The organism is Micromonospora sp. WMMB235 (genome assembly GCF_001855515.1).
Classification (GTDB): domain Bacteria; phylum Actinomycetota; class Actinomycetes; order Mycobacteriales; family Micromonosporaceae; genus Micromonospora; species Micromonospora aurantiaca.
In genome coordinates, this window is record NZ_MDRX01000001.1 from 290354 (window position 1) to 305961 (window position 15608).

Consider the following 15608-nt stretch of genomic DNA (forward strand, 5'->3'; position numbering starts at 1 on the left):
CGGCGGTGCAGACCCAGCGCGACCACGTCCACGCCCACCAGTTCATGATGGGCCGGTTGAGTTCCGCCCTGGTGCAGGGCGACCCGTCCACGGCGGAGATTCCCGGGCAGCGCGCCGTCACCGGCCTGGCCTTCGGCGTGCTCATCAGCGTCCTGGTCGTGGCCGGGTTCGCCGTCTACGGCTGGATCGTCCCGGGCGGCAGCAAGGCGTACACCAAGAGCGGTGTGATCCTGGTGGAGAAGGAGAGCGGCAACCGGTACGTCTACCTCGACGGCGTGCTGCGCCCGACGCCGAACCTGACCTCGGCCATGCTGATCCAGGGCAGCGGCGCAACCGTGAAGCTGATCTCCAAGGAGTCGATCAAGGACGTTCCGCGCGGACCGTCGATCGGCATCGACGGCGCCCCGCAGTCGGTCGCCACCGGGTCGATGGTCGCCGGCCCGTGGCTGGCCTGCCTGCCCGGCTCGGTCGCCGACGAACCCGGCGACCGCCTCGGCCTCAACCTCGACCCGCGCGCCGAGGCCGTCCCGCTGCCGGCCGACCGCTTCGCCGTCGTCCGCGCCGCCGACGGACCCACCTACCTGGTGACCGCCGGCCGCAGGCACCGGGTGGCCGACCCGGCGGTGCTCGCCGCGCTCGGCGCCACCACCACCCGCAAGGTGCCCGCCCCGCAGGACTGGCTCGACTTCCTGCCCGACGGACCGGACCTGGCGCCGGCCACGATCCCCGGCGAGGGCCGCTCCGGACGGGTCGGCGACCGCTCGTACCCGATCGGCACGCTGTTCCGGCAGCGGCCCGACACCGGCGCGGAGCAGTTCCTGGTGCTGCGCCGCGACGGCCTCGCGCCGCTGAGCCGTACCGAGTTCCTGCTGGCCACCGCCACGTCGGGGGAGGAACCGGTGGAGCTGAGCGCCGCCGACCTCGCCGCGGCCCGGATGTCGGCCGACCGGTCGCTGCTCACCCGGCTGCCCGACCTGACCGGCCTCACCCCGCAGGAACCCGGCCCGTACGCGCTGTGCCTGCGCCAGAGCGCGGTGGACGGGACGCGGTTCGACAGCACCGCGGTCCTCGTCCCGCTGGCCCGCTCCGGCGTCCGCCCCGACGGCCGCACGACGGTGCTCCTGGCGCCCGGCAGCGGCATGGCGGTGCTCCCGGCGCCGGTCGGCCCCGGTGCGGCGCAACCCCTGCCCACGTACATCGCGGACGACGGAAAGGCGTACCCGATCGGCGACCAGGACGCGGTACGGGCGCTGAAGCTCGACCGGGTCGTGAACGTTCCCTTCCCGAGAGAGCTGCTCGCGCTGGTGCCCCAGGGCCCGGCGCTGGGCATGAGGGCCCTCGCGGCCGCAGAAGTGGGGTAGGTCGATCATGGCAACCCGGATCCGGGACCTGTTCGGCGGCGGCAAGGACCGTCCCGAGGGCGTCGTCCAGCACACCGTCGGCAACGCCCTCGTGGTGCACGCCGAGGACGCCATCAGTCCCGAGGCCCAGTCGCTGGCGCTGTCCGTGATCGAGGACGCGGAGAACGACGTCGTCGTGCTCGACCTCGGCGACGGCATGCCGATCAGCGCGTGGGAGGCGATGGCCGGGGTGCTGCCGCGCCGCCGCCGCGGCATCCGGCTCATCGCCTGCGGCCGGCACGGCAACTCCGCGGCGATGGCCGGTCAGTGGCTCTCCGAACGCCTCAACCGCACCGTCATCGCCCCGGACGGCGACCTGGTACGCGGCTCCGCCGGAACGCTGTTCGTCCACTCCGCACCGGGCAGCGGCTGGGTGCGGTTCCGGCCCGGCCGTCCGCCCGCCTGGGACGCCAAGCGCTACCCGACGCCGCGATGGGACCGGGCCGCGATCGACACCCGGCCGTCCAGCGCCACCGCCGAGATCGAGCCGATCCCGGCCGGGGTCTGGATCCACAGCAACCGCGACCCACAGGTGGTCGACCCGCAACGGCAGCGGCTCACCGCGTACGTGCCCTGCCAGGCGGAGACGATGACCGTGCTGCTGGGCTGCCCCGGCACGCCGCCGCTGTCGCTCGACGACGTGGTGCGCTTCTGGCGCGGACTCGACGAGGAGAACCGCCAGCGGGTGCGCTTCGTGCAGTTCGGCGAGGTCCGGATCCCCGAGGGCGAGGCGTTCGGCCAGGCGCTCGCCGACCTGCTGAACACCGACGTCACCTGCTACACCGGCGTGCCGATCGGCAGCCCGCACCGGTACGAGATCCGTACCGTGCTGCCGGACGGGGCGTTCGGCTGGGCGCCGTACGCGCTCGAACTGTCCTACACGCCCCGGGCGCACCCCAACTCGCGGGCCCGCCGCCCCACTGTGCTCAGCCACCGTCCGCCGCTGGCCGGCGCCGAGGAGGTCGCGCCCCGGGTCTACTGGTTCGCCCCCGGCGCGGTGGTCGAGGTGGTGCAGACCGGCCTCTGGGTACGCTCCACCGCCGAGCCGAAGAACGCCGAGCAGGTCCGGTCCGCGATGCTCGACGCGGGCAGCGGCACGCTCGTCTTCGACGACACCGTCCACTCCACCGCCCACCGGATGCGGGAGCTGGCGCTCGACCTGGCCGCACGCGTCGACGGCATGGCCGGTACGAGCCGCGCGCTGATGCCCGCGTCGGTGCTGGTGCCCGGCGCGAAACCGGCCAGCCGGGCCGAGGTGGTCATCGACCTGGAGACCGAGATGCGGGCGGTGGGCGCGACCGTGCCGGTGCCCGCGTACGTGGAGGTCGCCCCGCCCGCGCCTGTCGCACCGCCCGCGGCGGACAGTGTGGTGGTCGCCGTTCCCGCGCCGGTCCCGCCCCTCCCCGCCGGCCGGGAACAGCCGGCCGCACCGCCCGCGGTGCCGCTTCCGGTCGCGCCCGCACTGCCGCCGCCCCCGGTCGCGCCGCTCGCGTCCGAGTTGCCGGCTCCGCCCGTGGTGCCGCTCGTGTCCGCGCTCCCGGCTCCGCCCGCGGTGCCGCTCCCGGCAGCGCCTCCGGTCGTCTCCGAGCCGCCTGCGCCGTCGGTCGTGGCGGAGCTGCCGGAACCGCCCGCCGTGCCGCTCGTCTCCGAGCTGCCCGCACCGCCTGCGCCGCCGGTCGTGTCCGAGCTGCCGCCTCCACCTGCTGTGCCACTGCCGACGGCACCGCCGGTGGTGCCCGTGGTGGTGTCTGCACCCACGCCGCCGATCGCCGCCGGTGAGCCGGTCACGCCCGCCGCACCTGCCGGGCCTGGCGCCGCCGACGGACCGGTGGTCGCCGCCGACTCCGGGAGCGGGCCCTCGGCGGCACCCGTCGAGGACGCCGGACACGACACGTACCCCGCGCCGCCCACCATGCCGGCGGGCTTCGGCGAGCCGGCGCCGCCGACCATGCCCGCCGGTTTCGGCCAGGCGCTCGCGACGCCGCCGGTGGCGGCCGGGCCGGCGGCGCCGGTCGCGGCCCTGCCGTCGCTGCCTGCCGTCGCGGTCGACCTGCCGCCCGCCCCGCCCGCCGGAGCCGGTCCGTCGCACGTGGCCGCGCCCGCGCGGACCGCCGAGCCCGACGGACAGAGCGAGCCGTCGAACGCCGCCACGCCGTCGGAGAACGCCGAACCGTCGGAGGTGGCCGCCGAGGCGCGGGTGCAGCCGGTGCCGTCGGCCGGCGCGGGCGCGCTGCTGTCGGAGAAGAAGGGGCTCGCCGACGAGCGCGCATGGCTGCGCCGCACGCTCAGCCGCGAGTTCGACGTGATGGCCAGCTCGGTGTCCCGGATCATGTCCGAGCACCCGGGCATGCAGGGCTCGGGCGTGTCCACCGAGGACGTGCTCGCCGACTCGGTAGCGCTGCGGCTCTATCTGACCGGTCGCGGACCGGGTGTCGACGCGGGTCTGCGCTCCGGCCGCAAGGGGCCGCACGTGCCGTTCGCGCGTTGCGTGGTGGCCGGCGTCTCCCGGATGCCGTCGTTCCGGGGCACCACCGTCTACCGGCTGTCGCCGACCGCCAGGGAGTGGGCGCTCTACCAGGACCGGCGGCTGGTGACCGACTGGAGCTTCGTCAACGCGCTGACCCAGCCGTGCGCGTCCGAGGACGGCGACACCGACGTGCTGATCTGGTCGATGACCGCCCGCCGGACCAGCCTGCTGGAGCCGGAGGGGGACGAGCACGTCGAGGACCGGGTGCTGTTCCTGCCCGGTACGAACTTCAAGGTGCTGGACCTGCGCCGGCCCGCCGAGGGTGAGCGCGGCGCGGTCCTGCTGCGGGAGATCGGCGCCAACGAGATCGACGACACCGGCCGGGTCGACTCCAACCGGGTGTCGCTCGACGAGCTGGCGATCACGTCGCTGCGGCGCAGCGTGGACCGCTGGGCCACGGCCGAGCCCCGGGTACGCATCGGCGCGGCGGCCCGCGGGCGCCTGCGGGTGCTGCCCGGGCTGGACCGGAAGGGATGACGCGGTGAGTCGGCAGGTTCTTGTGGTGGGCGACCGGAAGCCGGGCTCGTACCCGACGATCGGCTCCGCGCTGTCCCGGGCCGAGCCCGGCGCCACTATCGACGTCCACCCCGGCCGGTACGTCGAGAAGCTCGTGGTCGGTGACCGGGTGACGATCAGCGCGGCCCGGCCCGGCACCGTCGAGGTGCAGGTGGAGGAGGGCAGCGTCCTCGTCGTACGCGGTGAGGGCGCCCAGCTGCGCGGCATCACGCTCAGCAGCGCCGACACGACGCTGGCGGCGGTAGACGTGTACGCGGGCGAGGTGGCGCTCGACGACTGCCGGGTCAGCGGCGCCTCCTGGGTGACGCTGCTGGCCCGGATGCAGGGCACCGTCGCGCTGCGTGGCTGCGACGTGACCAGCTCGGCGGGCGCGGGTGTGGTGGTGATGTCGGCCGGGTCGAGCACGATCGAGGACACCGACGTCCACGACGTCGCCACGAGCAGCGTCGTGGTGGGGGAGCAGAGCGCCCTGACGCTGCGCCGTTGCCGCCTGCGCACGGCCGGCGCGAACAGTGTGTGTGCCGGCGGCGACGCCCGGCTCACGATCGAGCAGTGCGAGATCACCGGGGCCGGCAAGCCCGCCCTGGTGGTCGAGCAGCGCGCCTGGGCGCGCATCCGCGGCCTGGCCGTCACCGGCAGCGGCAACGTGGACGTCTTCGTACGCGGCGAAGGCGACGTGCAGATCAGCGACTCGACGTTCACCGGCGCCGCGGTGCAGTCGGCGCACATCGCCGAGGGCGCGTCGCCGTCGTTCCGCAACTGCACGTTCGGCGGTGCCGGGCACACCGCCGTGCAGGTGCTCGGCGGCGGCCGCCCGACCTTCACCGACTGCACGGTCCAGGACGCGCCGGTCGGGGTCGCCGTCACCGGCGGCTCGCCCCGCTTCCTCGGGCTGACCGTGCGGGGCACGCGCGACAACGTCGCCGTGCTCACCGGTGAGTCGGCTGTCGTGCTCCAGCGGCTGCGCGCCGAGATCACCACGGGCAGCGGGGTGCTGGTCCAGGACGGCGCCTCACTGGAGGGCACCGACCTGGTGATGGACGCGGGCGAGGCGACAGCGCTCGCGCTGACCGGCCCCGCGCGGGGCGTCGTGCACGAGGCCCGCCTCACCGGAACCGGCGTGGCCTGCGTCCGGGTGGGCGCCGGCGCCGACCTGACGCTGCGCGCGTCCCTGCTGCGGGGTGCGGGCGTGCTGGCCGAGGGGACGCTCCAGCTCGGCGACAGCGAGATCGTCGGCGCGGCCCGCGACGGCCTGCGGGTCACCGGGTCGGCGACCGTCACGCAGACCCGGGTGCGCGACGCCCGGGCCGACGGGATCGTCTTCGAGGCGGGCTCCCGCGGGTCGGTGAGCGACGGGGAGGTGCTGGGCAGCGGCGGGGCCGGCATCGGCGTGGACACCGTGGAGCCGGTGGCGCTGACCCGGTGCGTGGTGCGCGACAGCGGCGGCGAGGACGTCCGCCGCGGGCCCGGCGCCACGGTGACGACCGAGGCGCTGACCGTGGGCCGCCCGCAGGCCACCCCGGCGCCCGCCGGTCCGCCGTCCGCCGCGCCGGCCCCGGTGGCCGGCGACGAGGGTACGGCGGCGGAGAGCGGCGCGGACGAGCTGAGCGAGCCGCTTCGCGAGTTGAACGGGCTGATCGGTCTGCGCGGGGTGAAGCAGGAGGTCACCGCGCTGATCAATTTGATCAAGATGTCGCAGGTCCGGCTCCAGATGGGCCTGCCGATGCCGCCGATGAGCCGGCACCTGGTCTTCGCCGGGCCGCCCGGCACCGGTAAGACCACAGTGGCCCGCCTGTACGGCTCGGTGCTCAAGGATCTGGGCATCCTGTCCAAGGGCCACATGGTCGAGGCGGCGCGGGCCGACCTGGTGGGCCAGTACATCGGCTCCACGGCGATCAAGACGACCGAGCTGGTCACCAAGGCGCTCGGCGGCGTGCTCTTCATCGACGAGGCGTACACGCTGTCCAGCGGCTCGGGCGGCTCCGGGCCGGACTTCGGTCAGGAGGCCATCGACGCGCTGATGAAGATGATGGAGGACCACCGCGACGAGCTGGTGGTGATCGTCGCGGGCTACTCCGAGCTGATGGAGCAGTTCCTCGCCTCCAACCCGGGTATGGCGTCCCGCTTCACCCGTACCGTCGAGTTCCCGAACTACTCCGTCGAGGAGCTCGTCACCATCACCTCGAACCTGGTCAGCAAGCACTACTACGAGCTGACCGACGACGCGGTGGACGCGCTCACCGCGTACTTCACGCGGGTGCCGAAGAACGCGACGTTCGGCAACGGCCGGGTGGCCCGCAAGCTGTTCGAGGCGCTGATCAACAACCAGGCGTCGCGCCTGGCGACCACGCCGCCCACGAAGGACAGCGAACTCAACCGGCTCACCGCCGCCGACGTCGAACCCGAGCTGGCGCTGCTGGAGGACCTGCCGGTCGAGCAGGGCGATCAGCCCGACGCGGCGACCGACCCGACCGGCGCGATCAACGCGGCCCGCAGCTGGAAGCGGATCTGCGGCCTGGTCGGCGGGCAGCGCGTCAAGGAGGCGGCCGGGCAGACGCTGTTGCAGCTCTGCGAGGGACGCAACCGCCGGCGCGGCCCCGGCCGCACCGGCAACGTGCTGCTCGGCGGCCGGGCCGGGAGCGGCCGCAGCGAGTACGCCCGGCTGTACGCGGCATGCCTGTCGGAGCTGGGCCTGGTGCCGGTCGGCCAGCTGGTGCGGGTGAGCACGAGCCGGGAACTGGCGCCGCAGTGGCCCGGCCAGGCCGGGAGCCTGGTGGACGCGGTCCTCGACGACGCCGCCGGGGGCGTGCTCCAGCTCGACTACGTCGACGACGCCTCCGGCGTCGCGCCGGAGATCGCCGAGGCGCTCGTGAGCCGGATGCGTTCCCGGCTCGGCGATCCGGTGGTGGTGCTGACCGGCGAGGAGGCGGCCTTGGCGAGCCTGCGGACCGCGGTACCGGCGGTGAACGAGGTGTTCGGCCAGCAGTGGTCGGTGCCCGAGTTCAGCACCGACGAGCTGGCCACCGTCGTGCTGCGGCACCTGGTGCGGCGGGGTCATGAGGTGCCCGACGACGTCCGGGCCGCGCTGACGCAGATGGCCGGCCGGCTGCCCGAGCGCACAGTCCACGCCGCCCACCAGTTCTCGCTCGCGCTGACCCGGCGCACCGGCTCCCGTACCCTCGCGCTCGCCGACCTGGCCGCGCCCGGCCCGGCGGCCGGCGAGCGGCTCGGCGGCCTGGCCGCCGTCGGCTGACCACCCGCCCACACACAGAAAGGCCCGGCATGCAGCCCGAGTCCACGCCGATCCCACCCTCGTTCCAGGAGTTCATGGAGAACGCGCAGCGCCTGGAGGACCAGATGCGCAACGCGCAGTCGGAGCTGGAGCGGGCGATCGTCACCGGCCGCTCCCAGGACGCCACTGTAGTGGTCATGGCCAGCGGCCTGGGCAAGGTCCAGGCCGTCCGGGTCGACCCACGGGTGTACGAGCAGCGTGACGCAGCGTCGTTGCAGACGGCGATCATGGAGGCGATCCAGGCCGCCGCTGCGAACGCCGGAAAGCTCGCGACGGAGAAGATGGGCCCCGTCGAAATCAATCTTCACTGACTGAAAAAAGTCTGACCAGCGGTTATGGGCAGATCTTCATGGCTCGACGCCATCAGGAAAGAGAGTGTGGAGATTTCTTGAAGGACTCTCCATGAGACTGTCAGCCCCTACTGACAGTGATGGAGATGGCTGTGGAGCAAGTTGCCGTCTTTGTGCACGCGCCCGACCCGCTGACCCACACCGGCCTGACCGCCCACCTCCGGTCGCGCTCCGACATCACGCTGCTGGAGAGCGCGGACCGGACGCGGGCGCAGGTGCTCGTCGTCGCCGCGGAGCGGCTCACCACCGACGTGATCGCCATGCTGCGCCTCGCGGCGACCGAGATCGGCGCCCCGGTCGTCCTGATCACGACCGAGGTCAGCGAGCAGGAGCTGCTGACCGCTGTGGAGTGCCGGGTGGTGGCGGTCCTGCCGCGCGTGGCGGTCACCGCCGAACGCCTCGTGCACAGCGTCCGGGCGGCCGCCTCCGGCGGCGGCGTGCTGCCCCCGAACCTGGTGGGCGAGCTGCTCAAGCACATCGAACGGCTCCAGCGCGACGTGCTCAACCCCAACGGGCTCAACGCCTCCGGCCTGACCGCGCGCGAGATCGACGTGCTGCGGCTGATGGCCGAGGGCTTCGACACCAACGAGATCGCCGACGAGCTGCGCTATTCCGAACGCACTGTGAAGAACGTCATCTACGGCCTCAACCACCGGCTGAAGCTGCGCAACCGCTCGCACGCGGTGGCCTACGCCCTGCGCTCCGGCATGATCTGAGGTGATCACGCGCCACACCGTCGGCAACGCCCTGGTGCTGCACGCCAGCGAGCGGATCAGCACGGAGGCCCGTACGGTCGCGCTGTCGGTGGACCGGGATCCCGACAACGACATCGTGATCCTGGACCTGCAACACGAACTGCCGTTCGACATCTGGGACACGGTCGCGACCGAGCTGCGCCGGCAACGCCTGCGCCGGGGCATCCGGCTGGTGGTCTGCGGCGCCCGCCCGGAGACCGGGGCGCTCGCCGGCCAGTGGCTCTCCGACCGGCTGGGCCGGCCGGTGATCGCCCCGTTCGGACGGATGATCCCGGGTGCGGCGGGACTGCTGTTCGTGCACGCCACCGATCTCGGCGGCTGGGTCTGCTACCGGCGCGGCCACACGCCGGTCTGGCAGTCGAAGCGCTATCCCGTACCGGCCTGGGACGGCGCCGCCGTCGACCACCTGACGATCAGCTCGACCTGTGCCGCCGAGCCGCTGCCCGGCGGTGTCTGGCTCCGGGAGAGCCGCGACGAGGCCGCAGTCGCCGTGCACGGAAGCCACCTCACCTCGACGATGCCGTGCCTGCCGGACGCCATGCCGGTCCTGGTGGGCTGCCCCGGGACGGCGCCGCTGCGCCTGGACGACATCGCCCGGTTCTGGCGCGGCCTGGCGCCGGAGGGGCGCGAGCACGCCCGCTTCGTCCAGTACGGCCCGGTCGCGCTGCCCGACGGCGAGCAGTTCGGGCAGGCGCTGGCCGACCTGCTGCGCAGCCCGGTGCGCGTCTTCACCGGCGTGCCCAGCGGCCGGCCCGACGGCCCGGCCATGTTCACAGTCGACGCCGACGGGCGGCCCGGCTGGCAGGTCTTCGCCGAGGAACTCGCCTACCGGCCCCGGGAGACGCTGGGGGCGAAGGCGGTGACGCCGCGCATCCTGCGCCACCGCGCGCCGCCGGAACTCGGCGAGCCGGTCGGCCCGCGCGTCTACCAGTACGCCCACGACGCGGTGGTCGAGGTGATCCCGTCCGGCCTCTGGCTGCGCGCCCCGGAGCCGCCCCGCCACGCCGACCGGATCCGCGCGGTGCCGATGGACCCGAACCGGGTCCGCCTGGTCGTGGACGACCCGGCGCCGGCCGCTGCCGACCGCCACCGGGAACTGGCCGGTGACCTGGCCGCGCGGCTGGACCCGGCGACCCGCAGGCGCGCGGCGGTGCAGCCGTCCTCGCTCGTGGCGCCGGGACGCCCAGGGCTCTCGGCGCGCGGGATCGAGGCTGGGACGTACCGGCACACGACGGGTCACGCCGCCGACCTGCTCCCCGCGCCGTCGGTGCCGGCGCCCGTCCCGGAGCCGGTGCCCGTCGCCGTGGCCGGCCCGCCCGCCCCGTCGGCCGGCGAGGTGGCCGCGACCGTTCCCGCAGTCGCCGGTCCCGCCGCCCTGCCGGAAACGACCCTGCCGGACGGCTCCGGGCTTCCCGGCCCGGGGGCAGAAGCGACCGGGCCTCACGGTGCCGGGCCAGGCGTGGCCGGGCCTCACGGGGCCGGGCCAGGCGTGGCCGGGCCTCACGGTGCCGGGCCGGACGCGGCCGGGCTTCCCGGGGCCGGGCTGAGCGTTGTCGGGTCGGAGGCGGCCGGGCCTCACGCGGCCGGGCTCGACGGCATCGGGCCGGACGCGAACGCGCCGGATGCGGCGGCGCGGGACGTGGCCGGACCCGTGCCCGGCGGCGGCGCGGGCTGGGCGACCAGCCCGACGATGACGCTGCCGGTGCACCGCCCCGCACCGGCGCCCGTCCGCTTCCAGCGCACCCCCGGCGACGACGCGCGGGGCGTACGCCCCGGCCCCGACCTGGACGAGGAGCGGACCTGGTTCCGGCGCGCGTTCCGCCGCGAGATCGCCGCGGTCTCCGCCGACGTGGCGGACGTGCTCGCCGCGCATCCGGCGCTCGCCGGCGGCGCCGACGCGGTGGAGTACGCGACAGCCGTCCGCCTCTACCTCTCGGCCGCGGGCGACGGCCTCGACCAGGCGCTGCGGTCCGCCGAGCCGGGCGGACACGTGCCGTTCGCCAGGTGCGTGTCAGCGGGCGTACGCCGGCTGCCCGTGCACCGCGGCGTCGCGTACGCAGGCGCCGGGCTGACCACGGCGGACCTGCGCCGGATCGCGCAGCGGCGGGTGCTCACCGACTGGGGGTTCACCAACGCCCTCGCCGAGCCGCCCGCCGACCTGCCGGGCACGGTCGAGGTGCTGATCTGGTCGGCGACCGCGCGGCGCACGGCGGCGTTCGAGACCGGCGACGGCGTGCCCGCCCGGGTGCTGTTCCTCCCCGGTACGGCGTTCACGGTGCTCCAGGTGCAGGAGCCCGAGGCCGGTGCACCCGCCCGGCTGCTGTTGCGGGAACTGGCGGTGGAGGAGCCGCCTGTGGACGGGCGGGTACGCTTCGACGCCCTCGCCCTGGCCGCCCTGCGCCAGCACCTCGTGCGCCGCACCGGCCCGGGTACGCCGGTCCCGGCGGCCGCCGCACGCCGGTTCACGGGCGTTCCCGGGCTGCGCTGAGGCGCTGTACCGGCCGAGCGCCGAGGCGCTACCGGTCGAGACCGTCGAGGAGGGCGGCGAGCGTCGCCCGTTGCGCCGGCGGCAGCCGGTGGCTCGCCAGGGCGCGGCGTACCAGCTCGCGGGCCGCCTCCGGGGCCTGCCGGGACAGCTCGGCGCCGTGCGCGACCAGCCAGCCCACCAGCCACTCGTCCACCTCGGGCGGCCCGGCGAGCAGGTGGTCGGCGACCCGGGTGACGGGGCCGCCGTTGTCCGCGAGCGCCTGTGCCGCGTGCCGGTGCAGCGTCGGACGTAGCGCGGCGGGGATGCTGCCGGCGAGGGCCCGCCGCAGCACCGGTTGCCGGAACGCCAGCTCGCTGCCCGCGTCCACGAGGACGTCGGCGGCGACCGCCTCCTCCAGGTCGGCCATCAGGTCGAACGGGGTCCGCCCGGTGACCGCCGCGACCTCCGTGACGGCGAACTCGTCGCCGAGCAGGGCGGCGTAGCGCAGCGCCTCCCGGGCGCCGGGGGAGAGGTGGTCGAGGCTGGCCCGCACGGTGTCCAGAAGCGAGCGCGGCATGTCGTCGGCCCGCGCGTCGACCTCGGCGAGCCCGTCGACGACCCGTACCCCGTCCTCCGCCACGAGGCCGGTGACCAGTTCCCGGGCGTACAGCGGGTTGCCGGCGGCCAGCGGCGCCAGCGACCGCAGCGTGGCGCCGGGCGGCACGCCAACGGTCCGGCCGAAGATCTGCTCGATGTCCGACGGGGGCAGGGGAGTGAGCCGGATCAGGTGCCCGGCGCGGGTGCTCACGCCGCGCCGCAGCCGGGCCAGGTCGCGGCGGCCGGGCTCGGGCCGGGCGGTCGCGACGAGCAGCAGCGGCAGCCACCGGGTCAGCGCGGCCAGCCGCTCCCAGGCGAGCAGGCTCACCTCGTCGGCCCACTGGAGATGGTCGACGGCCAGGACCAGCGGGCCCTCGGCGGTCAGCCGGCGGACGTGGCCGAGCACCCGGTCGACAGCCGCCGCCGGGTCGTCGTGCGGCGCGTCCTCCAGGCGCAGCGCCCGGCGCATCACGTGCAGGGGGATACGGCTGCTGAGTTCCTCGGCGCTGCCGCGCGCGACCCGGTGGCCTCGCGCACGCGCCTCGTGCAGGGCCGCGTCGAGCAGCGCGGACTTGCCGATGCCCGGCTCACCCTCGATCCACACGATCGCGCTGCGGCCCTCGCCCACCGCGTCCAGCAGGTCGCGCAGCAGCGCCAGTTCGGCGTCGCGTCCGACCAGCCGGCCCCGCCGCGGTACGGGCGGCGCGGCCACCGCTGCCGGCACCTCCGCTACCGGCGTCACCGGTACGGCCGGAGGGGCCGCCGCCGGCTCGGCGAGGATCCGGCTCTGCAACTCGCGCAGCGCCGGGCCGGGCTCGACCCCGAGTTCGTCCACCAGCACCCGGCGCGCCGCGTGGAAGACGTCGAGCGCCTCGGTGCCCCGGCCGGCCCGGTGCAGCGCACACATCAGCAGCTCGTGGAACGGCTCGTGCAGCGGGTGGTCGCGGACCAGGGCGGTCAGGTCGGCGATCAGCGCGTCGTCGCCGCCGCCGGTCAGGACCAGCCGGGCCCGCCGCTCGGCCGCGGCGATCCGCATCTCGGTCAGGCGGTGCCGGTCGAGGTCGGCGAAGAGTCCGGTGACGTTCGCGTACGGCTCGCCCTGCCACAGCGCGAGCGCCTCGTCGAGCAGCGCGACGGCCGGTGCGGGCCGCCCGGCCGCGGCCGGTGCCACTGCGGCCTCGCACAGCGCCTCGAACCGGTCGGCGTCCAGCGCGCCCGGGTCGAGGCGCAACGTGTACCCGGCGCGGCCGGAGCGCAGCATCCCCCCGGCCGGGCCCAGGCTGCGCCGCAGGCCGGAGACGTAGGTGTAGATGTTGCCCGCCGCGGCGCTCGGCGCCGAGTCGCCCCACAGCGCCCGGATCAGCTCGGCGCGGGTGACCGGGCGGTTGGCGTTCGCGGCCAGCATCGCGAACAGGGCCCGCCGCCGGGCCGGTCCGAGGTCGATCTCGACCTCGCCGTTCCAGGCGCGTACCGGCCCCAGAACGGTGACGCGCAGTCTCCTCACCGGTGCCCGACGACCGCCGGTCCGACGCTCGGGGACGGCCCGTCCGGGCCGGCGATCCGGCTCATCTCGGCGCGCGTCGCGGCGTCCCCGGTGTGCGCCGACACCCAGCTCGCCTCGGCGCCCGCGGGCAGCCCGCAGCGGTGCAGCACCCGGGCCAGTTCCGCGGTGAGCAGCTCGCGGGACGGCGCGGAGAGGCCGGGCGAGGCGACGGCGTGCCGCAGCACCGCGATCGCGGGCGCGGGGGCGACGGCGCCCAGTTGCGCGGCGTGCGTGGTCAGCCAGTCCTGCACCCAGGCGTCGACCGGCACCGGTCCGGCCAGCAACTGGCCCGCGACCCGGCCGAGGTCGCCACCTGCTTCGGCGAGCCGCTGGGCGAATTGTCTGTGCATCAGCACCCGCAGCGCGGTCGGGATCGCGCCGCGCAGGACCCGGCGCAGGACCGGATGCCGGAACCGCAGGCGACGCCCGTCCTCGACGAGGACCCCGGCGGCCAGCGCCTCCTCCACCGCGGGCACGAGTTCCGGCGCCGACTTGCCGGTGACCGCGGCCAGGTCGGCGACCAGGTAGTTGTTGCCGAGGAACGCGATCGCCCGCAGCAACTGACGGGTGTCGTCGGCGAGCGGTTGCAGGTGCCGGGAGACCGCGTCGGTCAGCTCGGGTCCGGGCGTGTCGGCCGTCCGGCCGTCGCGGTCGGCGAGGACGAGATGACGAAGGTAGTACGGGTTCCCGGCGGCCGCCGCGACGAACGAGCGGGTGGTGCCGGCGCCCGGGCCGGGCGGACGGGACCAGTCGCGTACGAGCGCGGTCGCGGTGTCGTCGTCGAGCGGACCGAGTTCGACGAGCGTGGTGCCGTCGCGGGGCAGCACCCGGCGCAGGAGCCGCACCTCGTATCCGGCCGGAACCGGGCGGGCGGCCGAGACGAGCAGCAGCGGCAGCCGCGTGGTGAGCTTGTGCAGCGCGTGCCAGACCAGCAGCGACATGTCGTCGGCCCACTGGAGGTCGTCCAGGACCAGCAGCAGCGGCCGTTCGGCGCACCGCGCCACCACGAACCGCTGCACCGTGTCGATCACGGTCATGGTCGGTGGTGCACCGGCCGTGCAGGCGTGCAGCGAGGCGGGCAGGCCGTCCGCGTCGTTGCCCAGGGAGAGGCACTCCAGCACGATGCTCAACGGCATCCGGTACGCCAGCTCGTCGCCGACGGCCCAGCCGACCTGGACGCCGAGCGGGGCCGCGCCGCTCAGTCCCTCGGCCAGCAGCGCCGACTTCCCGATGCCCGCCTCGCCGCTGATCCAGACGCTGCCGCCGCGTCCGCCCGCCAGGCCGGTGACCGCCGACCGCAGCCGGGCCAGCGCGGCGGAGCGGCCCCGGAAGCCGGGGTGCCGCCGCGGGACCGGGCCGGGGCCGCGTGCCGGGGCCGCGGTGCCGGCCGACAGTTGTTCGTGGATCTGCCGGACGGCGGCGGCGGGTTCGGTGCCCGACTCCTCGACCAGCCGGTTCCGCAGCGTGGCGTAGAGCGCGAGCGCCTCGGCGGTACGCCCCTGCGCGGCCAGCGCGCGCATCGCCACCGCGTACAGGCTCTCCCGGGCCGGGTGGCGGCCGACGAGCGCGAGCAGGCGGTCGACGACCTCGGCGCCGCGTCCGAGGCCCAGCATCAGCTCGGCCTGCCGTTCCACAGTGGTCAGGTACAGCTCACCCAGCCGGATCCGGTGGCCGGCGGCCCGTGGTCCCGGTACGCCGACGAGCGCCTCGTCGCCCCGCCACTGCGCGAGCGCGGCGTCCAGGGCGGCCAGTTCGCCCGCGGTGTCCCCGGTGGCGCGGGGCGCGCGGCTGCGTTCGCGGAGCCGCTCGAAGCGGTGCACGTCGACGGCGTCGGCGTCGAGGTGCAGCCGGTAGCTGCCGCCCTCGGAGGTGAGCACCCGGCCGGAGGACCACCTGTCACGGTCCGGTTCGAGCATCCGGCGCAGGGCGGAGACGTACGTGTAGAGGTTGCCGGTCGCGCTGGCCGGCGGGTGGTCACCCCAGACGGCGGTGATCAGCTCGTCCCGGGACAGGCCCCGCTCCGGGGTGAGCGCCAGCGCGCTGAAGACGGCCCGGCGCTGAGCCGAGCGCAGTGGCAGTTCCCGCCCGGCGTACGTGATCCGGAGATTGCCCAGCAAGCGGATGTCGAAGCCACTGCACTGTGCCGTCATGCCGTCCTCGT

At 75.3% G+C, this 15608-nt stretch carries 8 protein-coding genes; 6 read left to right on the top strand and 2 right to left on the bottom strand.

The features are described from left to right. Positions 1 to 5: 5 nt before the first annotated feature. The 6 genes from eccB (at position 6) to BFV98_RS01080 (ending at position 11328) form a co-directional block, all read left to right on the top strand. Entirely contained in the window at positions 6 to 1361 is a 1356-nt protein-coding gene (gene eccB, locus BFV98_RS01055; protein ID WP_071094461.1) for a type VII secretion protein EccB, read from the top strand. A 7-nt stretch (positions 1362 to 1368) separates the two neighbouring features. Then, positions 1369 to 4404 carry a hypothetical protein gene (locus BFV98_RS01060; RefSeq protein WP_071094463.1) on the top strand — a complete coding sequence of 1012 codons (3036 nt, stop codon included), beginning with the start codon at positions 1369 to 1371 and terminating at the stop codon, positions 4402 to 4404. A 4-nt stretch (positions 4405 to 4408) separates the two neighbouring features. Then, positions 4409 to 7696 carry a right-handed parallel beta-helix repeat-containing protein gene (locus tag BFV98_RS01065; RefSeq protein WP_071094465.1) on the top strand — a complete coding sequence of 1096 codons (3288 nt, stop codon included), beginning with the start codon at positions 4409 to 4411 and terminating at the stop codon, positions 7694 to 7696. A gap of 50 nt (positions 7697 to 7746) precedes the next feature. Beyond that, positions 7747 to 8046 (top strand): YbaB/EbfC family nucleoid-associated protein, encoded by a 300-nt coding sequence (locus BFV98_RS01070; protein ID WP_369752305.1) that lies wholly within the window; start codon positions 7747 to 7749, stop codon positions 8044 to 8046. 119 nt (positions 8047 to 8165) lie between these two features. Next, on the top strand, positions 8166 to 8801 hold the full coding sequence (locus BFV98_RS01075; protein WP_174361720.1) for a response regulator transcription factor: 636 nt from the start codon (positions 8166 to 8168) through the stop codon (positions 8799 to 8801). A gap of 1 nt (position 8802) precedes the next feature. Continuing rightward, entirely contained in the window at positions 8803 to 11328 is a 2526-nt protein-coding gene (locus BFV98_RS01080; protein ID WP_071094467.1) for a hypothetical protein, read from the top strand. 28 nt (positions 11329 to 11356) lie between these two features. Here BFV98_RS01080 and BFV98_RS01085 read toward each other — a convergent pair whose 3' ends face one another. After that, positions 11357 to 13408 carry a BREX system ATP-binding domain-containing protein gene (locus BFV98_RS01085; RefSeq protein WP_071094469.1) on the bottom strand — a complete coding sequence of 684 codons (2052 nt, stop codon included), beginning with the start codon at positions 13406 to 13408 and terminating at the stop codon, positions 11357 to 11359. After that, positions 13405 to 15597: a BTAD domain-containing putative transcriptional regulator gene (locus BFV98_RS01090; RefSeq protein WP_071094471.1), complete on the bottom strand. Its 2193-nt coding sequence runs from the start codon at positions 15595 to 15597 to the stop codon at positions 13405 to 13407. Before BFV98_RS01090 ends, BFV98_RS01085 begins: the two co-directional genes overlap by 4 nt. Positions 15598 to 15608 lie beyond the last annotated feature (11 nt).